Annotated in this window: 13 protein-coding genes; 6 read left to right on the forward strand and 7 right to left on the reverse strand. The window is 56.2% G+C overall.

Going from position 1 to position 23,665, the window contains the following annotated elements:
* Positions 1-156 precede the first annotated feature (156 nt).
* On the forward strand, positions 157-3,063 hold the full coding sequence (locus LKE08_RS20820; RefSeq protein WP_324706172.1) for a response regulator: 2,907 nt from the start codon (positions 157-159) through the stop codon (positions 3,061-3,063).
* Positions 3,064-3,195: 132 nt separating this feature from the next.
* Here the strand turns inward: LKE08_RS20820 and LKE08_RS20825 are convergent, their stop codons facing one another.
* Both LKE08_RS20825 and LKE08_RS20830 read right to left on the reverse strand, forming a co-directional pair.
* On the reverse strand, positions 3,196-4,590 hold the full coding sequence (locus tag LKE08_RS20825; RefSeq protein WP_324706173.1) for a heterodisulfide reductase-related iron-sulfur binding cluster: 1,395 nt from the start codon (positions 4,588-4,590) through the stop codon (positions 3,196-3,198).
* Between the two features lie 47 nt (positions 4,591-4,637).
* Complete coding sequence (locus tag LKE08_RS20830; protein WP_324706174.1) at positions 4,638-5,963, reverse strand: FAD-binding oxidoreductase; 1,326 nt, start codon at positions 5,961-5,963, stop codon at positions 4,638-4,640.
* Between the two features lie 369 nt (positions 5,964-6,332).
* Here LKE08_RS20830 and LKE08_RS20835 point away from each other — a divergent pair, with 369 nt between their 5' ends.
* From LKE08_RS20835 to argC, 4 genes are all read left to right on the forward strand, one after another.
* Positions 6,333-8,510, forward strand: coding sequence for a patatin-like phospholipase family protein (locus LKE08_RS20835; protein WP_324706175.1), 2,178 nt, complete (start codon positions 6,333-6,335; stop codon positions 8,508-8,510).
* A gap of 207 nt (positions 8,511-8,717) precedes the next feature.
* Positions 8,718-9,911, forward strand: a complete 1,194-nt coding sequence (locus tag LKE08_RS20840; protein ID WP_324706176.1) for a glycosyltransferase — start codon at positions 8,718-8,720, stop codon at positions 9,909-9,911.
* Positions 9,912-10,758: 847 nt separating this feature from the next.
* Positions 10,759-11,907 carry a group II intron maturase-specific domain-containing protein gene (locus LKE08_RS20845; RefSeq protein WP_324706177.1) on the forward strand — a complete coding sequence of 383 codons (1,149 nt, stop codon included), beginning with the start codon at positions 10,759-10,761 and terminating at the stop codon, positions 11,905-11,907.
* Positions 11,908-12,137: 230 nt separating this feature from the next.
* The gene (argC, locus tag LKE08_RS20850) at positions 12,138-13,199 is read left to right on the forward strand and encodes an N-acetyl-gamma-glutamyl-phosphate reductase (protein WP_324706202.1); all 1,062 of its coding nucleotides are present in this window, start codon (positions 12,138-12,140) and stop codon (positions 13,197-13,199) included.
* A gap of 144 nt (positions 13,200-13,343) precedes the next feature.
* Here argC and LKE08_RS20855 read toward each other — a convergent pair whose 3' ends face one another.
* Positions 13,344-14,195 (reverse strand): universal stress protein, encoded by an 852-nt coding sequence (locus tag LKE08_RS20855; RefSeq protein WP_324706178.1) that lies wholly within the window; start codon positions 14,193-14,195, stop codon positions 13,344-13,346.
* A gap of 335 nt (positions 14,196-14,530) precedes the next feature.
* Here LKE08_RS20855 and LKE08_RS20860 point away from each other — a divergent pair, with 335 nt between their 5' ends.
* Positions 14,531-14,983: a thioesterase family protein gene (locus LKE08_RS20860; protein WP_324706179.1), complete on the forward strand. Its 453-nt coding sequence runs from the start codon at positions 14,531-14,533 to the stop codon at positions 14,981-14,983.
* Here the strand turns inward: LKE08_RS20860 and LKE08_RS20865 are convergent.
* From LKE08_RS20865 to LKE08_RS20880, 4 genes are all read right to left on the reverse strand, one after another.
* Complete coding sequence (locus LKE08_RS20865) at positions 14,980-16,320, reverse strand: response regulator (RefSeq protein WP_324706180.1); 1,341 nt, start codon at positions 16,318-16,320, stop codon at positions 14,980-14,982. The genes LKE08_RS20860 and LKE08_RS20865 overlap by 4 nt on opposite strands.
* Before the next feature lie 232 nt (positions 16,321-16,552).
* Positions 16,553-18,373 (reverse strand): EAL domain-containing protein, encoded by a 1,821-nt coding sequence (locus LKE08_RS20870; RefSeq protein ID WP_324706203.1) that lies wholly within the window; start codon positions 18,371-18,373, stop codon positions 16,553-16,555.
* Positions 18,374-18,733: 360 nt separating this feature from the next.
* Positions 18,734-18,940 (reverse strand): hypothetical protein, encoded by a 207-nt coding sequence (locus tag LKE08_RS20875; RefSeq protein ID WP_324706181.1) that lies wholly within the window; start codon positions 18,938-18,940, stop codon positions 18,734-18,736.
* A gap of 30 nt (positions 18,941-18,970) precedes the next feature.
* Positions 18,971-23,470, reverse strand: a complete 4,500-nt coding sequence (locus tag LKE08_RS20880; RefSeq protein ID WP_324706182.1) for a PAS domain S-box protein — start codon at positions 23,468-23,470, stop codon at positions 18,971-18,973.
* Positions 23,471-23,665: the final 195 nt, after the last annotated feature.

Raw genomic sequence — 23,665 nt, forward strand, 5'->3', positions numbered from 1 at the left:
TCGAGTCCGTCGAGCGATCGCGATCGCGATCGCGATGAAAAATGAAAAACTGCAAGCTGACCCCACCCTACTCCGAGAGCCGGCATTCGAGATGATTGGGCTAGAGTGAGGGGCATCTGTCAGGGACAACCCTACTGATCGAGAGTGTTTCAGTCGATGTTTCCTCCAACCCCGCTAGATTCAAACAATTTGCTGGCCATCAGCCTCAGCTTCGGTGCCATTTTCAGTGTCGCCGCCAGTTGGAGTTGGATGAAATGGCGAAAAATTCCCCCCCTCGCGCGCCCCGACTTTCGCAATCGCGCCGACTCGTTGCTCCAACAGATGGGGTGCGTCGTCATCGGGCTCTGTGCAGAGGGCAAAATTCAGGAGTGGAACCGGGCGGCCCGGGAGCTTTTGGGCCATTCCCGGGAAGAAGTCCGCGATCGCGACTTTTGGACTTTGTGCGTGCCGGAATCCCGGCGGGAAACGGTGAAAGCCCTGTACGGCAAGGCGATCGCCTGCCTCGCCCCCGTCCGCGTCCACCACGTCCTCCTCACCTCGGACGGACGGGAACGGCAAGTTCAATTCCAAATCGTCCCCTGGCGCAACCGCCGCGGCGAAATTATCGGCATCATCGCCACCGGGGAAGCAGTGGCCTGCAGCCCGGACGGTTCCGGCCAGACCGAACTCGAATGCGAACGGCTGCAGCAACTCATCTCCCACCTCCCCCTCCCCGTCGCGATGTTCGACACCCAAATGCGGTACCTCGCCCACTCCACGGGGTGGATCGATTTCTGCCAGCCAAAAACCGCCAATCTGATCGGCGCGAGTCACTACGAGATCTTTCCCGACATCAAGCCGGAGTGGAAATTGGTTCACCAACGGGCACTGCGGGGGGAAACCATCTCGACGTTGGAGGATTGCTGGGTTCGGGAAAATCAGTCGCCGACCTACCACGGTTGGGCGATCGGACCCTGGTATCGCCACTCCGGAGAAATTGGCGGGGCCATCCTCGCCCTGATCCCCCTCAACCACCTGGTGGAGTCCCGCGACGCCGCCCTGCGATCGGTGCAGTTCAAATCGCGATTTTTGGCCCAGATGAGCCACGAGATCCGCACCCCCATGAATGGCGTGTTGGGGATGGTGGAACTGTTGCTCAAAACCGACCTCACCCCCCAGCAGCGGGACTACACCGGCACCATTTACCGCAGCGCCCGACACCTGCTGACCGTGATCAACGAAATCCTCGACCTGTCCAAACTCGAAGCCGGGGAGGCCCACCTGGAGGAACGGGACTTCGACCTGCACAACTGCATCGAAACGGTCGTCGATCTCCTCGCCGTCAAGGCGGAAGACAAACAACTCGAACTGGTCGTCCTCATCGATCGCAACCTGCCCCGACAACTGCGGGGCGACGGGATGCGCCTGCAACAGGTGCTCATCAACTTGGTCAACAACGCCATCAAATTCACCGAATCCGGCCACATCGTCATCCGGGCGACCCGCGACGGCAGGGAACCCCAGAAAACCGGCATCCGCTTTTCCGTGGAAGATACGGGGATCGGCATTTCCCCCGAACTGCAACAAAAACTGTTCGAGCCCTTCGCCCAGGCGAGTTCGAGCACCAACCGCCAGTACGGGGGTACGGGGTTGGGACTCTCCATCTGCAAGCACCTCATCGATCTGATGGGCGGCCAGATCGGGCTCGAAAGCCGGGAGGGGTGCGGCTCGACGTTCTGGTTCACCGCCGGTTTCGCGCCGCCGGAGTCTGAATGCGCGATCGCCGTCCCCGAACAATTGCGAAATTTGAAATTGCTGGTGGTCGATCGCAGCCCCCTGGTGCGGGAGTCCGTCCGCCGCATCGCCGAGGAGTGGGGCATCCGGGTGGAAGAGGCCGACACGGCCGAACTCGCCCGCACTTCATGGCAACAGTGCCGGGTTCGCGGTCGTCCCTACCACCTGATTTTGATCGACTTGCACTTGCTCAACCGGGAGGGGGCGCAGTTGGTCCGCCAACTCTACCGGGAGTCCAAACCCTCACTCACCGGGCTGATTTTGATGAGCGGCATCAACCAGCGCAACCGCGCCGAACAGGTTCTGAATTTGGGAAATTTCAGCTATCTGATCAAGCCGGTGGCGCCCCTGCGGTTGTTGCAGAGTTTGGCCGTCGCCCTCAAATTGGAGATGCCGGAGATGCCCGATCCCACCGACGGCTTGGAAAATTATTGGTCGGCGCGATCGCGGGATTTCTCCCCACCCGAATCGTCTTTCCCGGATTCCGAAACCCCAGCGGGGGAAACGCCATCGAACCCCGTCAAAATCCTCCTGGCTGAGGATGATGTCGTCAACCAAGAGGTGATTGTGAGCCAACTCCGGCAACTCGGCTATGCGGCGGATGCGGTGGGGGACGGACAGTCGGCCCTCGACCGTTTGCAACGGCAAGACTACGACATCATTTTGATGGACTGCCAGATGCCGATTTTGGACGGCTACGAAACGACGGCTAAAATTCGCGATCGCACCGGCCCCAAACCCCCCCCGGCGATCGTCGCCCTCACCGCCAGCGCCATGCCCTCCGACCGCCAGCGCTGTCTGAAAGCGGGGATGGACGACTACCTCAGCAAACCCATCGATCTGAGAGCCCTCGGCAGCGTGATCCGGCGCTGGAGTTCCGTCGGGGGCGATCGCAGCCCGGAACCCCCCGTTCCATCCTCCGATTTCCCCGCCGAACCGGAAATCCCCCTCGATCTCGATCGCCTCGAACAGTTATTTCATGGAAAACTGAACCTGCAATATCGCCTGTTGTCCATGTTCATCCAGCAGGGACAAGAACGCATCGACGCGATCGCACAAGCCGTCCGCACCGAAGATTTCACCCAGATCAAACAGCAAGCCCACGCCCTGAAAGGATCGGCCGCCAACGCCGCCGTCCTGCACATTCCCGCGATCGCCAAACAACTCGAAACCCTCGCCCTCCAACAAAACCTCCAAGACGCAAAACCCCTCGTCGAACAACTCCAAAACCACCTCGATCGCCTCCAAGCCTTCGTCGAAGAAAAAATGGTCCCCCAAAGCCAAAGCTAGAAGGAGGCGACCGGAAGCGACCGGAGGCGACCGGAAGCGACCGGAAGCGGAGGGAGCGGAGTAAGTCTCTGTCTTCTTATTGCCTATTGCCTACTCCCTACTCCCTACACCCTACACCCTACACCCTACACCCTAAATTTTAACTCCCCGAATCGAACAATCCAACAATTCCATCGGGTGCATCAGGGGAACTTCTTTCTCCTGCAATTTCAGATGTTTTTTAATCTGCAAAGAACACCCCGGATTCGCAGAAGCGATCAAAGTCGCCCCCGTATTCAGCAAATTTTCGACCTTCTGTTCTCCCAACTCGTCCGCCACTTCCGGTTGCAGCATATTGTAAACCCCAGCACTGCCGCAACACAGCGCCGCGTCCACCGGTTCCCGCAATTTGACCCCCGGAATTTGTTTCAACACTTCCCGAGGTTGGCTGCTGATTTTTTGTCCGTGCAACAGGTGGCAGGCATCCTGATAAACCAACGTCAAATCCTCCCCATCAACCAACGGCGACAATTCCGCCGTCAGTCCGACTTCCGCCAAAAATTCCTGGGCGTCCCGCACTTTTGCCGCGAATTCTGCCGCCTTTTCCCGGTATTCCGGAACGTCTTTCATGATGTGGCCGTATTCTTTTAAAGTGTGTCCGCAACCCGCCGCATTGATGATAATCGCATCCACGCCAGTTCCTTCAAAACTGTCGATCATTTGCTTAATTAAAGCGTGGGATTGTTCCGTCTGTCCCTGGTGTTCCGGCAGGGCGGCACAGCAACCCTGGGATTTGGGAATTACCACTTCGCAGCCGTTCGCCGTCAGCACCCGCACCGTCGCCTCATTCACCGGGGAGAAAAAGAGTCGCTGGACGCAACCCAAAATCACCCCCACCCGGTAGCGTTTCTCGCCTTTGGCGGGAATGACAGTCGGCATATTATCCCGAAATGCGGCATCGGAAATTTCCGGCAGGATCGATTCCATCGCCGCCAGCCGTGGGAAGATTTTCGGCAGTAATCCCGTCGATCGCACCACGTTTTGTAACCCTAATTTCTGATAAATATACAGGGGAAATAACAGCGGACGCAGGCGGTTCGGATAGGGAAATAAACTGAAAATTAGGGTGCGGATAATGCGATCGCTCAAATTCCTGGGAACATTCCGTTCTACCTGGGGGCGGGTTGCCGCGATCAATTGATCATACTGCACCCCGGAAGGGCAGGTGGTGACGCAGGCAAGACACCCCAAACAACTGTCAAAATGTTGGGCGGTGGCGGGGGTTAACGGCGCCTCTCCTTTATTAATCGCATCCATTAGATAAATGCGACCCCGGGGAGAATCCATTTCTTTGCCAATCACCCGATAACTCGGGCAGGTGGCCAGACAAAACCCGCAGTGCACGCAGGTATTAATCAAATCGGGAGGGGGCGGATTATTGTCATCGAAACCCGGAAATTCTTCGGAGGGTTGCAGGTGGGGATTTTGCCCCAAAAAATTGCTGTCTTTTGCCGGAATGGCTTCGGAGGTTTTGTCGAACGTTTGCATATTAAAAAATGAAAGTCCTGCAAAATTATCGTTGTTAAAAATTGGAATTAAATTCCATCCACAAATCGATGATTGTTCAAAAGTCCTTCGGGGTCGAATTGTTGTTTGATGCGGCGCATCAGATCCGAGGCATTCCCGGTATATCCCCAAACGTCGATCTGCTGTTTGAGGTCGGCGGGGGCCTCCAAAATCGACAGGAAACCGCCATTTTTGCCGCACCACTGACGCAGGGTTCGCAACCGTTCCGGGGTAGCCGTCTCGAACCGCACCACACCCAAACCGCTGCCCCCGTGAATCATGGCGGGGGTTCGGCACTGACTCAGGGTTGCCACCGCCGTCGTCGGGGTTACTCCTATTTTGCCGATCATTCTCTGTTCAGGGGAACCGTTCCACATTTGTTGCTTTAATTGCCCCCATAAGTCCGCCTCATTTTCCCCGAGGCGGTGTCCTTGCAATGTCAATTTTTCCCCCACTTCCAAGAGGCGATCGCACTGCTGCCGGACGCTTTCGGGAATGCTCTGGAACCGCACCGCCAACCCCATCTGATTGCCGAGAGCGGCGATTTCCATCAACTCAGGGGAGAGCAAATCGACGGCGATCGGTGTCAGGGCCGATGATAGCAGAGTTTGGGCCGCCGCGGCGATCGCATCCGGATTTCCCGATAGCAGGACAGTATCCGAGGCATCCTGGCGGGGGTACAGCCGCAGGGTAACTTGAGTAATGATCCCCAACGTCCCGTAAGAGCCCGTCAGCAACTTCATCAAGTCGTAACCGGCGACATTTTTAACCACCCGTCCCCCGGCTTTGGTGATTTTGCCGTCGGACCGGACGAAGGAAATCCCCAGCAGCAGATCGCGGACCCCCCGATATCGGTGTCGCAGGGAACCGCTGTCCCCCGTGGCGACGATGCCACCGATGGTGGCGGTGTCGGGGTAGGTGGGGTCAAATCCGAGGAATTGTCCCTGTGCTCCGAGAATGTCCCGCAATTCCCGCAGCGTCATCCCCGCTTCCACTGTCGCCGTCAAATCTCCGACGGCGTGTTCGATTAAGCGGTTCATCCGGCGGGTGCTCATGGCGATGCGCGGACCGGCGATCGGATTTCCCCAGGACAGCTTGCTGCCGTTCCCGAAGGGCAAAATTCCCAACCCAGTTGCCGCGGCGTAGGCGACGAAAGCCGCCAATTCCGCCGGGGTTTCGGGGTAGATGACGCCTTCGATTTGGGAGTCGGGGGTGACGGAACGGGTGATGCGGTTTTGGATTTCCGGTTCCAGATCGTCCCACCTCCGCAGGCGATTGCTCCCGGCGATTTTGCCGATTTCCTCCCAATTCAGGGGTTCGGATGTCTGGGATAATTCGCGACTGGCTGTAGACATCGCACTCAATAGTTGTTGCAATTTTTTTATTATATAAGACTTGTTGACATCCGACCCCGTCAAGCTGATGCCAGAACGGGGGATTCCCAGAACGGCGATCGGATTCGGGCATCGATCGCTCGACTATCCTCTGTCAAACGGTTCGGGGGGGTTTCATGGGGGGAATCGCGATCGCACCCTTGTGATTTCTCGGTCAATCTCCGCCCGGGGTCTATTTCGGAATTTTGATTTCAATATAACGCCCGGTTCGGCCTGTGAGGGGGCGTCGGAGGTTGGGGGTTAAGTTTTCTGAAAAAATCGGTCAGGGGAAAAATGATCGTGTTAGATTCTAGTAAAAAACGATGTGGAGTCAGTTACTTAAAAATAACGATGATCGTAATTCGCTGGATCGATACACTGATGAAATCTCTCAAAATGCTTTTAAAATCCATCGGGGAATTATTCGGGCCTTGTATGGTTTCTTTGGGAGCATTTCTGATTTTCTCGAGCGTCGAGCAAACCAAAGAAGTGTATCGTGTTATTATTGCGGATTCACTCCTGCATCAGGCTATTTTATCCGCATTTCTCGTCCATATTTTGGCTTCATCTATCTGGTACTCTGCCTACCTGCTGTATTCGACCCCACCCGAGTCAAACTGGCAATCCTCGCAACAGCAAGAAGTCAATAAAATTCTGTCCCTAGTGATTGGATATCTGCCAATATTGGGTTTTTCATTGGGCATACTTTCGGCTGGCAAAAATCTCGAAAATGCGAATTTTATTTTTAGTTATGCCGGCAATATTACGTTTTTGTTTTTATTCAATGCCCTCGAAATAACCGGCTTTTATAAAGCCTATCGTTTGACTCCGCTTCCGGTCGAAAGAATTAAAATTCTATTTGTCAATGTTGTCTCCGGAGCTTTCAGTTTAATTTCCTTGCCTTTGATCGCTCAAACATCCAGTTCCGCCTGGGGAGTGGTCGGTATTATTATTTTACAACTCTCACTTTATTTGCTGCTCTATTGTTCTTTTTATGATTCGGATAAGGACAAAGAAAATATTCAAAAAAATGCCCTCAAATATGCGTTACTATTTCCCGGGATTTACGTCGGATTAGCTTCCCATGTATTTCCCCCGAGTTTCTCTATACTTATCCCCGTTGTGATCGGGCCAATTAGCCTGGTTGCTATCTCATTTACAATTCTTGTTGTCGGCATCTCTATCCTGCAAAAAGTGGGCGACAAAAATGATTTTTCTGCTGTCATTTTCTTGATTTGTTTACTCATTTTTAACGGCGTTACAAACATCAATGATAACCATAAATTCAGATACATAAAACCTTCTATAGATAACTTTAAATCGGAACTACCGAGCTTGAATCAATGCTTTAAAGAATGGTTGGATAGCCGTCCAGACCGCGATCAATACCGGCCTGAAAAACCCTATCCTGTCTATATTATATCGGCGCAAGGTGGCGGGATTTATGCCGCCTATCATTCGGCGATGACTTTCGCAAAATTGACCGATGAAATTCCCGACTTTCCCCAGCATATTTTTGCCATCAGTGGCGTTTCCGGTGGCAGCTTGGGAGCGTCAGTCTTTGCCAGTCTTTTAAAAAACAGTGGCGAGGGACTTCCGGGGTCGATCAGTTATTCCGAACAAGCCAAAAATATCTTGAATCAAGATTTCCTTTCTCCTTTACTTTCCCTCGGTTTATTCCCCGATCTGTTCCAAAGGTTTATCCCCTTTCCTATCAATGAATGGGATCGGGCTAGGGGACTAGAATTTGCCTTTGAAAATTCCTGGGAGCGACTGGCGATCGAAAATCATGAAAATCCGTTCAGACAATCGTTTTACAAGCATTGGAAGCCCGAAGATACTTCGCCGGCTTTAGTCCTCAACACGACCGTCGTCGAAACGGGTGAGCGCTTGTTAATCAGTCCCTTTACAATGTCATCAGATCGACCAGTAAATCCAACAAAAAATAATTCCGAATTTCCAGTAATTCTTCGTGACACGGACTTGAGATTGAGTACGGCAGTGGGCCTGAGCGCCAGATTTCCTTATATCACTCCTGTCGGTTGGTATCGACCGGGCGACGATCGCGGTAGAATACATCTGGCAGACGGGGGTTATTTTGATAATTCTGGCATTTCCACAGCTCTAGATATTGGCCGATTATTACAGCAAATAGACGGGCAAGATAATCGATTCAAGATCATCTACATCGCGCTGGTAAATGCGCCCAAAAATCGTTCTTTAAATGAGCGCAGCGATTTGGTTTTTAATGAAATTTTTTCGCCGATCCGAGCCCTATTTCGTGCCCGCGAAGCTCGCGGCCGCAATATCGTCAATTTGTCAACCTATGCCCTGGATGAGGAGCGATTGAGAATCCTCAGACTGCGGACCGTCGGCAATGGTTTCAAACTCCCCGTCGGCTGGTTTCTCTCTCGCAATTCGCAAAATTTTATTGACGATCAAATCCTCGCATCAATCTCCTGCGACGAAGAAAGTGTCGGGCGGGATAACAGTTGCATAGTCAAGTCAATTCGGGAAGATTTGACGTAAGGGTGTAGGGTGTAGGGTGTAGGGTGTAGGGAGGAAAGAAAAATTTCTGACTCCTGACTCCTCACTTCTACCTTCTCCGGGAACCGATCGCGCGACTGAGGTGCGACGGTCAATTCTCGATCGCCCCGAAAAGGTCAATCCATCAATAATTGTCAATTATCAATTGTCAATGAATAATAGATCCTCGAACGCGACTTTTGAAAAACCATGAAACTAAGCTTTTGCGCGATCGCGAAAAATGAGGCGGACAATCTGCCCGACTGCCTGAACAGCGTCCGGGAGGTGGCGGAAGAGTTGGTGGTGGTGGATACCGGATCGACGGACGGAACGCCGGAGATCGCCGAAAAATTGGGGGCGAAGGTGTACGAATTCCCCTGGTGCGACGACTTCGCCGCCGCCCGGAATGCGTCGCTAAAATATGTCACCGGGGATTGGGTTTTGGTACTCGATGCGGACGAACGGTTGGTTCCCGATATTATCCCCCAAATTCGGAGAGCCACTGGACTCGAAGATCATTTATTGATTAATTTGGTGCGGCAGGAAATTGGGGCGGTGCTCTCCCCCTATTCCCTGGTGTCGCGGCTGTTCCGAAACCATCCCGATCTCTATTTTTCCCGTCCCTATCATGCCTTGGTGGACGACAGCGTTGCGGAAATTTTGCGGCGGGAGCCCCACTGGCGGATCGGTTCAATCTCGGAAATTGCGATCGCCCACGAGGGATACAGTGCAGATGCGATCGCGGGACGGAACAAGCGAGAAACCGCCAAAACCTCGATGGAGAAGTATTTGCGGCAACATCCCGGCGATCCCTACGCGGCGAGTAAATTGGGGGCGTTGTACGTGGAAATGGGGGATATGGAAGGCGGAATTCGACTGCTGAAAGGGGGACTCGAACAAAAAAGTCAAATCGACCCGGGAATTTTGTACGAACTGCATTATCATTTGGGCATCGCCTACCGAAAAAAGGGATTCGCCAAACTGGCCGAACGCCACTACCGGGAGGCGATCGCGGCGGAAGTGCTCCCCCAACTGAAATTGGGCGCCTATAACAATTTGGGAAACCTGCTGAAAGCCAAAGGGGATCTCGCCGGCGCCCGGACCGCCTACGAAACCGCCGTGAACATCGACCCCAATTTTGGCCTCGGCCACAATAATCTGGGGATGGTGCTGCGGGCGATGGGAAATTCTCGGGGTGCGATCGCCTCCTACCGACGGGCGATCGGGCTCAATCCCAATTATGCCGAAGCTTACCAAAATTTGGGAGCCGCCCTGCTGGGCATCGGCAACCTCCCCGAGAGTCTGGATGCCTTCCGAAAGGCGATCGCACTTTACGAAAAAACGAACCCCGCCGAGGGTTCGCGCCTGCGGCGGGGGTTGTCGGAGATGGGGTTGCCCATTTAAACCCTGCGATCTTGGGGAATTTGATACTACAATGCAGCAACAATTCAGCTATGCTGTTTTGTCGAACTTAATTGAGGAGTCTTGCAATAGTGCGACCCGTTAGCCCGAAACCGGGGAATTTCTCCTCGGGGGAAGGGCTGCAAGGTTTGGCGAAGCGCCCGGACAATTTGAGGACGTGGGGAAAATTGACAATTGACAATTCATTCCCCCCCTTCACCCTTTGTATCGGACGCGGCGTCAATTTCAACCTTGACAACTGAAACTCGCTTGTTGGTGCGGAAAAATCGAGTCATTTCGACTTTGAACCCTTCCAAGTCCAACCCTCCAGGTGCCGGAGTGAAAGCACTTCCCCACGGTAGCGACTGGCCCTCAATCCGTGAAGCGGGAAGGAAAGGTGGGATGCCTGCGAGCCCGATGCGGGCGCTTCCGCCGAGTAGCTGGCTACGGGCAGGGAAACCGAACTTCCGTCAGAACTACCGTCAGACTCGACTTGCGAAAGGGCTGTGACGCAAGGGTGCAATTGGCACTCGGGGCGAGACGACGTTGTTGTTGCCGACGTCAAAGGTAATCTCACTTTGTGGGATAACCCGGCACTCACAACGCCCCCGGTAGAAAGGAAGGCCCTAAGGTCAGGAACCAAAGTGAGTTTCGGAACGGGATAACCTCCGAGGCGCTCTCGGTTTCTGCGATGCGATCGCACGATGCCGAGCAGTCAGCCAAGACGCAAATTCTGGACTATCCAGGCGTCTCGGAGGCGGGATCGTGTCAGAAGCCAAGGCCCCGACCACAAATCGGGGATATGCAGACGGACACGCGGAATCTCAACTGGTAGAGGATGTCAATTGCGGTGAATAAGACTAAAGCCCGTCCGAATCGGACGAGGATGGTATGCACGGACGAAAACCTTGCGGGCGCCAACCTTGCGCCCCTACGGCGTCGTTTGTGGAAGCTGCAACAGCGAATCTACCGGGCCTCGAAACGGGGTGATGTGAAGGCGGTTCGCCGACTCCAAAAGACTTTGATCCGGTCCGCAACGGCGCGATATCTCGCTTCGCGGGTGATCGTCGCGGCCGACGGACCCACTCAACCGATCCGAGAGTGTTTGATGAGCTGGGCGATCGAGCCAGAAAGTCGGGCTCTGTCGGAGCGGGATGACGGGATCGTGAAGGCCGAGCGATCGCTTTCGGGGGCGGTACGGACGATCGCCCGAACCCTGGAAGATGAACCCCAATTTGTCGGGGTGGCGGATCTCAAATTCGCCACTCAACCGGGGAATTTTGCGCGGGGACTGACCTCGCTGCCCCGAAAGCTGAAATTGACCCCAAAAGCGATCGCGGCGCCTCTGGTGGCTTTATTGGATGCGATCGCCAATGCTCAATTGGCCGATCGCTTGCAAGCTGAACTCGGGTCTGAGGTGGATCGAATGCCCAGGGTGATCCGGTGGGGAACACATCTGGCGATTGTGCACCGCGATCGCGCGGTGGTTGAAGCCTGTCAGGAGGCGATCGCTCGGTGGTTGAAGCAACGGCAACTGCCATCCGGGGTGAATTGTCAAATCACCCACAGCGTCGATGCCGTCGGTGGGCAACGGCCGGGGTTCGAGGTGTCGGAATTTCACGTCCGGCAGTTTCCCCGGGGAAATGGATACCGGACGGCGATCGCGCCGAGTCGGGATTCTGTCGCCCGACACTATCGGGAATTGGCCGCGATCGTCGAATCCCACAAAGCCGGCACCCAAGCCGATCTGATTCTCTCCCTCAACCGGGCCATCCGCGCCTGGGGCGATCGGTTCAGAATCGCCAATTGCCGGAGTCATCACACCCGCCTGGATTGGTTGCTCGACACCAAGCTCAAAGCCTGGGCGAAACGCCGCCACCCCAACAAACCCGCCGACTATCGACGGCGAAAATACTGGCAAACGACGCCGGATGATCGCCATCAATTCGGGTGCTTCCAAAACGGAAAATGGGCCGGTTTGTTGAAACACGGAGTTTAGGGAGTCGGGAGTCGGGAGTCGGGAATAGGGAATAGGGAATTTTTCACTTTTCACTTTCCCCACACCCCACACCCGTTGCCCTGAGCGCAGTCGAAGGGAGCGCAGTCGAAGGGCCACACCCCACACCCCAATTCGAGGTCACATTGAGATTCTGAGGAGCCGTGTGAGGTGAAAGTCTCACGCACGGTTCTGGAGACGAGTGGGCCGGGTGACTGGCTCGCTTAGTTTAACTGGGTGATAAGCGCGTACCGATCGGAATCGTCGGAGCATCGGGCTACGGCGGCGTGCAACTGGTGCGACTGTTACAGGATCATCCGCAGGTGGAAATTGTCTATTTGGGAGGAGAAAGTAGCGCCGGAAAACCGTTTTGTAGTTTGTATCCTCACCTGGGACACCGGGTGGAACTGACCGTCGAGGCGATCGACTTGGACAAAATCGCCGATCGCTGCGAGGTGGTGTTTTTGTCCCTCCCCAACGGTCTGGCCTGCGATATGGCACCGAAGTTGTTGTCCAAGGGATGTTACGTTCTGGACCTATCGGCGGATTATCGGTTTTCCAACTTGGAAACCTATACGAAGTGGTACGGAAAAGAGAGATCGGGCGATCGCGAGGTGGCGAGTACGGCCGTTTACGGCCTGCCGGAACTGTACCGCGATCGCATCGCCAATGCCCGGTTGGTGGGCTGTCCGGGGTGCTATGTGACAGCGAGTTTGCTGGCCCTGTCCCCCTTGCTCAAGCAGGGGCTGATCGTGCCGGACAGCGCCATCATCGACGCCAAGTCGGGGGCCTCCGGCGGCGGTCGGCAGGCGAAAACCAATATGTTGTTGGCGGAGGCGGACGGTTCGGTTTCGGCCTACGGCATCGGCGGACACCACCGCCACACCCCGGAAATCGAGCAAATTTGCGGCGACCTGGCCGGACATGACGTGAAGGTGCAGTTCACCCCCCACCTGATGCCGATGGTGCGGGGCATTTTGGCGACGGTTTACGCCAACCTGCGCGATCCGGGACTGGTGCGGGAAGATCTGCTGACGATTTACAAGGCGTTTTACCGCAATTCCCCCTGGGTGAAGATTTTGCCGGGGGGGACGTTCCCCCAGAGCAAGTGGGCCTGTGGTACGAATTTGTGCTATATCGGCATCGAGGTAGACCAGCGCACCGATCGCGCGATCGTGATTTCGAGCATCGACAATCTGATCAAAGGTCAGGCTGGTCAGGGCGTCCAGTGCATGAACATCATGATGGGGTGGGAGGAAACCCTGGGACTGCCCCAGTTGAGTTTTTATCCTTAAAAATTGGGGTGTGGGGTGTGGGGTGTGGGGTGTGGGGAAAGTGAAAAGTGAAAAATTCCCTATTCCCTATTCCCGACTCCCTACTCCCTACTCCCTACTCCCTATTCCCTATTCCCTATTCCCGACTCCCTCCTTTCCCCCAAACTAACCGGCGTGGCGGGTCAGCAGGACGGGGCAACCCGCGTAGACGCGCACATAGTCGGACAGGGAGTTTCCGAGCAGGCGATCAAGATCGACGAAGCTCTTGGCGACGGTGGGGCGGCGATCGGGGGAACCCAAGATCAGCAGGTCGGCGTTGACCTCTTCCGCGATGCGGCAAATTTCCGGGCCGGGTTTTCCGGTTCCGGTGACGCAGCGGTAGCTGATACCCATCTGCTTGGCCTGGGCGATCGCGGGGGCAAAGGTGGGGTCATTTTCGGCGTTGGCGGTGTAGTCCTCCGCCGATTTCCCGCTCAGATCCTTGTTGACGTGGGTGAGGATCAGTTGTCCCCCCTGGGCTTCCTTCGTCAACGCCAGGGCCATCTGTAGGGCTTCTTGAGCTTCCGGAGAGCCGTCGAAGGCGACCGCAATCCGGCGCAGTTTTTTGACGTAAATATCATCTTTCACCAGCAGCATGGGGCGGGAGGTGAGTTGGAACACATACTGGCTGACGGAATTTTCCAAAATCGCCTGTAGGCGCCCGAGGCCCCGCGATCCCATGATGATCAGGTCGGCGTCTTCTTCGTCGGCCACCTGACAGACGATATCTTTGGGGTCGCCCTGTTTGAGTCTGGGATTGACCTTGCTGGGGTCGAGTTTGATCGACTTCACGGCTTCGGCCAGGATTTTGCCCCCTTCTTCGAGCTTGTCCGACATCGCGTCGGCAGTGATTTGGGTGGGGACGACGTGCAGGACGGTGACGGAAGCCTTTTGGAGGGAGGGCAAGTCCATCAACATATTCAGCATCTCTTCGCAGAGTCCCCGGCCGGCAACGGCAACTAAAATTTTTTGGATCATAGGTTTTTCCCGAAATTCAAAGCGAGCGTTTTGATCAGGTGTTCAGTTTCGATCCGATGATGAAGAGTCCCGCGGCCCGAGTCCGGTCAATCGGGATGGATCGCCTTCCGGAAGGGTGAAAGGCCGAACCCGGATTCGGCACCGATCCCGTTCCTCGGATGAAAGAAGCAGTCCGGCGAGACTCCCGGGCTTCCCCCACCTCGACTGCGCGTCCTTCGGTGGCGGGCGAGTCTTCTTGACGGAATTGCATGAGACACCGAAGCTATAACTTCAGGATAAAGCTGATGACTGGCTGATAATTTGTAGAAATGTAGCGTTTTGGAAAGAATTGTAAAGTGTCTGGATCGGAACAGTCCGCTTCAAAATGGTTCGAGTACCGGGTCGAGGTGTTTCCCCACCACACGGATTATGCGGGGGTGGTGTGGCACGGGAGTTATGTGGGTTGGATGGAGGAGGCCCGGGTTTTGGCCCTGCGATCGGCCGGCCTCGGGTATGAGGAATTAGTGGCGTCGGGGTTCGAGTTGCCGGTGGTGGAGTTGGCGGTCCGCTACCACCAGTTCGCTCACATGGGCGATCGCATCGTTATCAAACACCGCGTCGCCGGACTCGAGGGCGTCCGCATCCCCTGGGAATACGAGATCGGGTCGGCCGACGGCGGGCGGCGGTTCGCCAGCGCCCGGGCCACGTTGGTGTTGGTGGACCGCCAAACGGGGAAGATCCGGCGGCGTCGGCCCCCAATTTGGGAGGATGCGATCGCCCAACTCCTCGCCCCCGTCCCCGAGATTTAATCCGGGGGCACTTCCGGCAGTGTCACCGGCAATTCCACCCGAAATTCCGTCCCCTCCCCTGGTGTCGAATGGAAGGTCAACTGGCCGCCGTGCTTTTGAACGACAATTTGATAGCTGGTGGAGAGTCCCAACCCGATCCCCTTGCCCACGGGTTTGGTCGTGAAGAAAGGGTCGAATAAACGGGATGTGAACGCTTCCGGAATCCCCACGCCGTTGTCCCGGACTCGGATCGCGACCCATTCCGGATTCACCCGTTCGGTGGCGATCCAAATAGTGGGATTTCCGGAAGCGCCGGGGCGTTCTCGGTGCGCCGCCTTCAACGCATCGATCGCGTTATTGATCAAATGCATGAACACCTGATTGATTTGACTGGCGTAGCCGGTGACTTTGGGCAAATCTTGATAATTTTTGACGATTTGAATGGGGGGACTGTTTTCGGCTTCCGACAGGCGAGGTTTGATTAAAAATAACACGCTATCGAGACTTTCGTTGAGATTGACCGATTTGATTTCCGCTTCGTTGAGGCGCGAGAAAATTCGCAGTGCCAGCATGACGGTCGAAATTCGTTCGACCCCCGTTTTCATCGATTCCATCAATTTGCGGACATCTTCCATGACAAAATCGAGGTCGATTTTGTCAATTTTGTTCGCGATTTTTTCGGAAGGTTGGGGATATTCTTCTCGGTACAAATCGACCAGTTCCATTAGATCTCGGATGTATTCGGAGGCGGGCTCCAAATTGCCGGAAATAAAATTGATCGGATTGTTGATTTCGTGAAACATACCGGCGACAAATTGACTCAATCCGAGCATTTTTTGCTTCTGCACGAGTTGGGCTTGGGTGCGTTGTAATTCCCGCGTCGTTTGTTTGAGCCGCCGATTTTGCTGCAAAATATTTTGCTGTAGCTGCCGGATCTGAAGTTGATTTTTAATGCGGGCAATGACTTCCTCAAATTCAAAGGGTTTGGTGATGTAGTCGGCGCCGCCCACTTGAAACGCTTTCACCTTGTCTTCGACCTGGCCGATCGCGCTGATGAAAATAATCGGAATGTCTCGGGTTTCGGGATTCTGTTTGAGAATTTCGCACACCTGATAACCATTCATCTCCGGCATATTGATGTCGAGCAAAATGAGGTCGGGGGTGAGAGTATTCACGGCGGTCAGAGCCATCTTGCCGCTGATCGCCTTGCGGACACTGAACCCAAAATCGGCCAACATCGTTGACAAAAGCTTGAGATTTTCCGGGACATCATCGACGACCAAAAGATCGGCTTCGCGTAAAATAATATTGTCGGAATCCATCTGATTAAAGACAAAATGAGCGTTGGCAACGGTCATTCGATAATTGCTTAAAAATTTTTCAAACCGGCAGTGGGGTTTCAATTGTCAAACCGAAATCGATCCCAATATACAGTCGCATACAGTTCCGCATAATACGAATACACCCGATTCCAAGATAACATAGTTTTTTCACGGGCTGTTTTCTGTCTATTTTGTCACTCGGATGGGGCGGTCGTCGGCTCGGCTGGCGGGGGGCGGCGATCGCGGCGGGTCGCCCGTCCCGCTCGACTTACCAGGTCGGGCGAGATTCAATTAGTTTCAATAACTGCCGTTCTTTCAGGGGTTTAGCGAACAGATAACCTTGGGCGAATTCGCAGTCAAACCGTCTCAAACTCGACAGTTGCTGCTCGGTTTCCACCCCCTCGGCGATCACCCCCATTGCCATCGTCTTGGCGATATTCACGATCACCGGAACCAGGCCGAATTGGCCGCGGGTTTCATCCATCCGCTGGACGAAAGATTGGTCGATTTTCAAGGTGTCAACTTGGAAAGAGTGCAGGTAGCTCAAAGAGGAATATCCGGTGCCGAAATCGTCGATACTGAGCTGAATGTTTTGTCGCCTCAGACTGTCCAGGATGGCGGTGGCGGTTTTGGGATTGTCCATGATGGCGCTTTCCGTAATCTCCAGTTTTAAGCACTGGGGATCGAGTTGAGTTTGGAGCAAAACTTGTTCGATCTGCTCGATCAAATCGAGTTGGGCGAACTGTCGCGCCGAGACGTTGACGCTCACGAATAACGATTCATCGACGAGTTTTTGTTGCTGCCAATATCGCAGGCGATCGCAGGCGGTTCGGAACACCCAATTGCCGATCGGCGTAATTAAGCCGGTTTCCTCGGCGACGGGAATGAAGAGTCCAGGGGAAATCAGCCCTCGGCGGGGATGATGCCAGCGGACGAGGGCTTCAAACCCGGCAATTTGACCGGTTTTGAGAGATATAATAGGCTGGTAGTAGACGATAAATTCTTCCTGTTGGATCGCCCGTCGCAGGTCATTTTCAATTTGCAGGGTTTGGGAAACCTTATCATGCATACTGGGGTCAAAGATGTGATATTGACCTTTTCCCAAATCTTTCGCCCGATACATGGCCGTATCCGCATCTCGGAGCAAATGTTCCGGCTTTTCGTAGCCCAAATAGGAGAGGGCGATGCCGATGCTGGCGTTGATAAAAACTTCCTGATGTCGGAGGTTGAACGGGTGGGAAAAAACGTCGAGAACCCTTTCCGCCATGGCGATCGCCTGGTCGCGTCCGTCGATGTCCGTCACCAAAATTGCAAATTCATCCCCTCCGAGGCGGGCGAGGGTATCTCCGGATTTGAGCAGGGATTGCAGGCGTTGAGAAATGGCGACCAACAGTTCGTCCCCGACGGAATGGCCGAGGGATTCGTTGACCATTTTAAAGCGATCGCAGTCCAGAAACAGCACGACAAACTGACGGTTCGGTTGCGGTGCGGCGGTTCCGTTTCCATTCCCCGCCGTCCCCCGGATCGCGCGTTCAAGGTATTGAAGAAACAGCGCCCGGTTAGGCAAATTCGTCAGGTCGTCGCGAAAAGCCATCTCGCGCAGTTTGGCGTTGGCGACTTCCAATTCTTGCGTCCGCTGTTTCACCCGTGCTTCCAATTCGGCATTGAGCAGGCGCAATTTTTTTTCGGCTTTCCGAATCGTCAGTTGGTTCCGAACCCGGGCTAAAACTTCTTGAAATTGAAACGGCTTTGTGATGTAGTCCACTCCGCCGGCTTGGAAGGCTTTTACTTTATCGAATACGTCGTCTAAAGCACTCAGAAAAATCACGGGAATTTCCGCCGTTTTCCGTTCGGATTTCAGTTGGGCGCAGACGGAATAGCCGTCCATATCCGGCATCATGATGTCGAGCAAAATCAGATCCGGCAACAGGGTTTGCGCGGCTTCTAGCGCGGTTTTCCCGTCGTTAGCTTCGCGAACCCGATACCCTCTTTTGAGCAAAATTCGAGACAGTAGATGCAAATTTCCTGGCGTGTCGTCAACGATCAGGATGTCGGTATTTTCGTTCTCGTCTGGTCGGTCATCATTCATCATCGGTCTTAACCTATTGAGCTGGGCGACCCGGGAAAGTTGCAGGGCTCGCGATCGCGCTCTAAACATTTTTTACATCGGGCTGGAAATCGGAGAGAGTGCGGCACCGGAGGGTTGGCCGAGAGGCAAGTTTCAAAACATCCCTCGTTCCCGGAAATTGACCCCGGAACCTTCGACGGACATCCGCCGATGGCAAAGTCATGGGAATTGCCAAGGCTGCCGGGGCGGTCATGGAGCCAGTCATCGTAACTACGAACATTGTAATCGGGAGAGTTGCGGTTTTCAGCAAAAACGCCAGATCTCCGGAGTCAATCGGGCGGGCGGTTTCCGCTGCGAACCGCCGTCCGACCCGGAAGACCTCTAATTTGAGACAGCCTCCAGTTCGATGGTCGCCACAACCTGCCCGTGGTCGGACTTCCAGGGGGGGATGGCTTCGTCGCCGAGGGTTTCGTCGATGTGGTCGTTCAAAATCGAGTCGAGATATCCCAGGTATCGCGATCGCCCATTAACGGTTTCGTTGGCCCGCGGCAGGCTACGGAAACGGAGAGCCAACCTGGAAACCCCCATTCTCGGTGATTCCGATTCGCGATTCCCTCGTTATCGAGAGGCGATCGCCTTCAGACAGCCCGCACTAAATAAGAGCATCTCAAATTCGGTTCCCCCGCCTTCCCGGGGGCGGCATTCCAAGCGCCCCCCGTGCTTGTCCACGATAATTTGATGGGCGATGGAGAGTCCCAAACCCGTCCCTTTTCCGACAGGTTTCGTCGTAAAAAAAGGGTCGAAAATTTGCGATTTGATCTCTTCCGAAATGCCCGCGCCATTGTCGGTGATCGAAATTTTTACCCCCGCAGAATTGAATTGAAAATCGGCGATCGCGGAGCTGGCGACGGTGAGAGTCGGGAGAAATTCTCGATCCACCTTCAGGCGTTCTTCCAAGGCATCGATCGCGTTATTCAACAAATTCAGAAACACCTGATTGATCTGACTCGGATAACATTCGATCTTCGGCAACTCTCCCAACTGCTTGACGATTTCGATGTCGCGGCTTTGAGCCGCCACATTCAGGCGGCCCCGCAGCATCATCAGGGTGCTTTCGATCCCCTCATTCAGATCAACCGCCTTGACTTCCGACTCGTCGAGGCGGGAGAAATTCCGCAGAGACAGGACGATCTTTCTAATCCGGTCGGCCCCCGTTTTCATCGATCGCAACAGGTGCAAAAAATCGTCCCGGATAAATTCGAGGTCGATGCGATCGATGCAGTCTCGAATCACTGGGTCGGGGTCGGGATAAACTTTCCGGTAGAGGTCGCACAATTCAAACAAATCGGACAAATACTCCATTGCCGGAGTCACATTTCCGTAGATAAAACTGATGGGATTGTTGATCTCGTGGGCGACCCCCGCCACCAACTGTCCCAGGGACACCATTTTTTCGCTCTGCACGATCTGCGCCTGGGTGCTTTTGAGTTCCCGAAGCGCGACCGACAACTGTTTCGCCTTGCGCCGTTCCCGGGCCTCTGATCGCCGCAGCGCCTCCTCCGCCTGTTTCCGCTCGGCGAGTTCCGTCTGCACCTGCTCGAACAAACTGCACTGCTGCAGGGCGATAGCCAACTGCACCGCCACCTGCCGGAGGCAGGCCACCTCGAACTCCTGCCAGTCCCGCGTATCCCGGCACTGGTGGGCGATGAGCAGCCCCCAGAGCCGATTCTCTTCCCCCTCCAAGGTTTTGGGCTGCAACACCGGGATCACCAAATTAGCCTTCACCTGCAACCGTTCCAGGAGTTCGACGTGGCAGGGGTCCAAATCGGCATCGTAGATGTCCGCGATCGCCCGGGTGCGGCCGTCTCGATACAGGGGGGCGTGGGTGGTTTCAAAACAGCGGTCGCGGATGTCCATCCCCTTCAGGGCCATCGGGCCGTCGGCCGCAGACTCCACGGCGATCCATCCGCGACCATCCGCGTGAAATCGGTAAATCACGGCGCGATCGCAGCCCAAAAACTCCCGCACCTTGTCTGCGGCCTTTTGCAAAACCTCGTTCAAATCCAGCGACGACCGCACCTGCTCCAACATCATCGTCACGAACCGCTCCTGCAGCAACTTTTGCCGCAGGGTTTCCTCCACCCGCCGGCGATCGGTGATGTCGGTGTGGGCCGCGATCAGCCCGATGGGGCGGCCGGCCGCGTCGAAAATGCAGTCGGCTCGCACCAAATTGGGGACGATCGCCCCCGACCGCGTTTTCATCCCCACTTCCCCGCTCCAGGAGCGCCCGTTTTGAATCGAGGCGAAAATGGCATTGGCGACCCCCGCCGAAATGTAGAGTTTCCGGGGTCCGCCGGCGGCGTCCAACTCTTCGGCGTCGTAGCCGTACTTTTCGACCGAAGTCCGATTCAAATACAGCACCCGCCCCCCCAGGTCCGCCATCACGATCGCATCGCTGCTGCCGTCCACCGCCGCCTTCACCCGCAACAGGTCGATTTCCGCCTGTTTTTGCTGCATCAGCGCCCCCAACTGCGTCCCCACCGCCTCCACCAGGGCCATCAGCCGGGAATCTCGCCGGCAGCGGCCGCGCCGGCGGAACACCAGCACCGCCAGCACCCGTCCCGCCGCCAAGATCGGCACCGCCAGACTCGACTCCAACTTCGCCCGAGACAGGAGGGAGCGGCGCAAGGACGGCCGCCGGGAACCCTCGGCCAAATTTTCGATCCACTCCGGCTCCCGGGAAACCCAGACCCGCCCCGAGATCCCCTTGTTCGGCGGATATTTCACCGCAGCGCTGCGGTGCAGAAATCCCTCCAAACTCGGGTCGTCCGCGTAGCCGTCGCAATAGTCCAGAACCGACCCGTCCGCCGCCGGGACCCAGGCTTCGGCGACATCCCAGCCGATGTGGGTGCAGATCAGGCGCAGGACCTCGCCCAGGGCGGTATGGAAATCCGGGGCGCCCGCGATCGCCCGGGTCGCCGACCGCAGCAGCCCGACTTCCAATTCCGCCTGTTTGCGATCGCTGATATCCTTGTAGGTCCCCGTCATCCGCACCGGGCGTCCGCGATCGTCCCACTCGAACACCTTGCCCCGGCAGAGCATCCACTGCCACCCCCCCGAGCGGTTCCGCATCCGCACTTCCACATGGTAGACCGCCGTGCGGCCCTTGACGCAATCGTTGAGGGCCTCGAAGGCTGGCCGGCGGTCGGGGCGAGGGATCAACTCCCGCCAGGCCGCCCGGGTGTTCTCGATCTCGCCCTCCGAGTAGCCGAGCACCCGCTTCCAGCGGGGGTCAAAGTAGGCTTGGCCCGTGGTGATGTTCCAATCCCACAGCCCCAGGGCGCTGCCCTCCAGGGCCAGTTGCAACTGTTCTTCCCGACTTTGCAGGGCTTCCGAGGCTTTTTTCAATTCGATCACGGCCCGCTGCCGTTCGGTGATGTCCCGGACGATGGAAATCACGGTTTCCGCGTTCCGGGCCACGATCCGGGCTTCGTAGTGCCGCGGTTCCCCGCCGTCCGCCGCCGGCAGTTGGTATTCGATCGCCTGCATCTGGCCGGAAAACCGAGCGCGATCGTGGGCACGCCCCATCGCCCGGGCGACCTCGGGGGGCAGGAGGTCTTGAATGTTTTGGCCGACGGGGGATTCGAGAAAGGCCCAGCCGTCCGTCTCGCTCGGCGGCTTGAAATCGACCACTGTGCCGTCTCCCCGACAGTGCAGGATCAGGTCGGGGATGGCATCCAACAGGGCTTGTTTGGTGGCTTCGCTCTCCCGCAGGGCGGCTTCGGAGAGTTTGCGATCGGTGATGTCCGTGGCTAGACAGCAGATGGCGTGGGGTTCCCCGGCGCCGTCCTCCAGGGGGAAGCGGTGGGAGAGATAGCTGCGGAAGCCGGTTGAGGTGGGAATCTCTTCTTCCCAGTGAACGGGTTCTCCCCGGTCTAATACGGCGCGGTCGCGGGCTTCAAAAACCGTCGCCATTTCGGGGGGAAACAAATCGTAGTCGGTTCGGCCCCGGACGCGATCGCGACTCAGGCCGAACCGCCGTTCGTATTCGCGGTTGACGAGCAGGTAGCGCCCGTCGAGGTCTTTGAGATAGACGATCGCCGGGGCGCGATCGAGGATGGCCTGGAGCTGCCGCTGGCTCTGTTGCAGGGCGGTTTCGGCGATCGCCCGCTCCTTCGCTTCCAACGCCAGCGTCACCCAGTCGGCCAGGTAGGCCGTGAAGTTCTGGTCTTCCTGGGTCCAACGCCTCGGCCCCCCGATGTGTTCCAGGCACACCACCCCCACCGTCTTTCCCCCCGACCGGATCGGGGTGTCCAACATGGCGCCGATGTCCAGGGGTTCGAGGTAGGATTCTGTAAATTCCTGCGTTCGCGGGTCGGTTCGGGCGTCCGCGGCCACGATCGGCCGGTGGGTTTCCAGGGCGGCAAAATAGCTGGGATAGTCGTCCTCGGTGAGTTCGACCCCCCGGCCGTGGCGATCGCGATCGCGATCGTACAGGTCGGCGCAGCGGATGGCGTGGCGGGTGGGGCTGTAAAACCAGACGCTCACCCGGGCGACTTCCAACGTGTGGGCGACGATCCGAGTCACCGTCTGTAGGGCTTTGTCGAGATCTCCCCGATAAAATTCCGGACACCGGGCCAGTTCCACCTGGGCCTGTTGTTGGTTGTGCAAATACCGTTCCCGCCCCCGCAGATCCGCCGCGGTGCGATCTTCCCGGGCCACCCCCAAGAATCCGATCGCCCGCCCGGTTTCGTCGCGGATGGCCGTCACCGCCAGCCACACGGCGACGGCCGTCCCGTCCCGGCGGATGTAGGTCCGCTGCCGCTCCTCCGTTTCGCCCTGCCGGACTCCGGCGACCAAGATTTCGTGGGGGGAACCCGGCGCCGTCGGGTCGGAGGGGGGCGGCAGCAGCCGCGCCAGTTCTTCCGGGTCGTGAAATTGCGTCCAATTCACCCGGCCGACGACCTCGCGGGCCGGATATCCCAGGAGTTGTTCGGCAGCCCGATTGAAGGTGCAAACCATACCCTCGAGATCGGTGGCGATCATCGCCATATTGGTACTGTCGAGGATCGCTTGTTGAAAGTCCGGACTCGGCGGGAGAGTTGTCTGAGTAGCCATTACGCTTAGGTAGGGTCTCGACCGACTTCAAGGATCAAAAGGAATGGTCAAAAAAAATGAGACACCCCGAACATTCGACGGCTTTGATCTCCCCAGAGATTGCCGTCTGAGAAGATACACCCGACGGGGACAGCCGAAATCCAAGCTCCGACTCATTTAAAGATAACGAAAGAAACGGCTGGATGTTCTCAATTT

Source organism: Lyngbya sp. CCY1209 (genome assembly GCF_035615495.1).
In the GTDB taxonomy this organism is placed as follows: domain Bacteria; phylum Cyanobacteriota; class Cyanobacteriia; order Cyanobacteriales; family Microcoleaceae; genus Limnospira.

What these genes read in the sequence shown, in the direction of transcription:
- LKE08_RS20840 (WP_324706176.1), top strand. Translation starts at nt 8,718, where the DNA reads ATGAAACTAAGCTTTTGCGCGATCGCGAAAAATGAGGCGGACAATCTG.
- LKE08_RS20835 (WP_324706175.1), top strand. Translation starts at nt 6,333, where the DNA reads ATGATCGTAATTCGCTGGATCGATACACTGATGAAATCTCTCAAAATG.
- LKE08_RS20865 (WP_324706180.1), bottom strand. Translation starts at nt 16,320, where the DNA reads ATGACCGTTGCCAACGCTCATTTTGTCTTTAATCAGATGGATTCCGAC.
- LKE08_RS20870 (WP_324706203.1), bottom strand. Translation starts at nt 18,373, where the DNA reads ATGAATGATGACCGACCAGACGAGAACGAAAATACCGACATCCTGATC.
- LKE08_RS20825 (WP_324706173.1), bottom strand. Translation starts at nt 4,590, where the DNA reads ATGCAAACGTTCGACAAAACCTCCGAAGCCATTCCGGCAAAAGACAGC.
- LKE08_RS20855 (WP_324706178.1), bottom strand. Translation starts at nt 14,195, where the DNA reads ATGATCCAAAAAATTTTAGTTGCCGTTGCCGGCCGGGGACTCTGCGAA.
- LKE08_RS20820 (WP_324706172.1), top strand. Translation starts at nt 157, where the DNA reads ATGTTTCCTCCAACCCCGCTAGATTCAAACAATTTGCTGGCCATCAGC.
- LKE08_RS20880 (WP_324706182.1), bottom strand. Translation starts at nt 23,470, where the DNA reads ATGGCTACTCAGACAACTCTCCCGCCGAGTCCGGACTTTCAACAAGCG.
- LKE08_RS20875 (WP_324706181.1), bottom strand. Translation starts at nt 18,940, where the DNA reads ATGGGGGTTTCCAGGTTGGCTCTCCGTTTCCGTAGCCTGCCGCGGGCC.
- LKE08_RS20830 (WP_324706174.1), bottom strand. Translation starts at nt 5,963, where the DNA reads ATGTCTACAGCCAGTCGCGAATTATCCCAGACATCCGAACCCCTGAAT.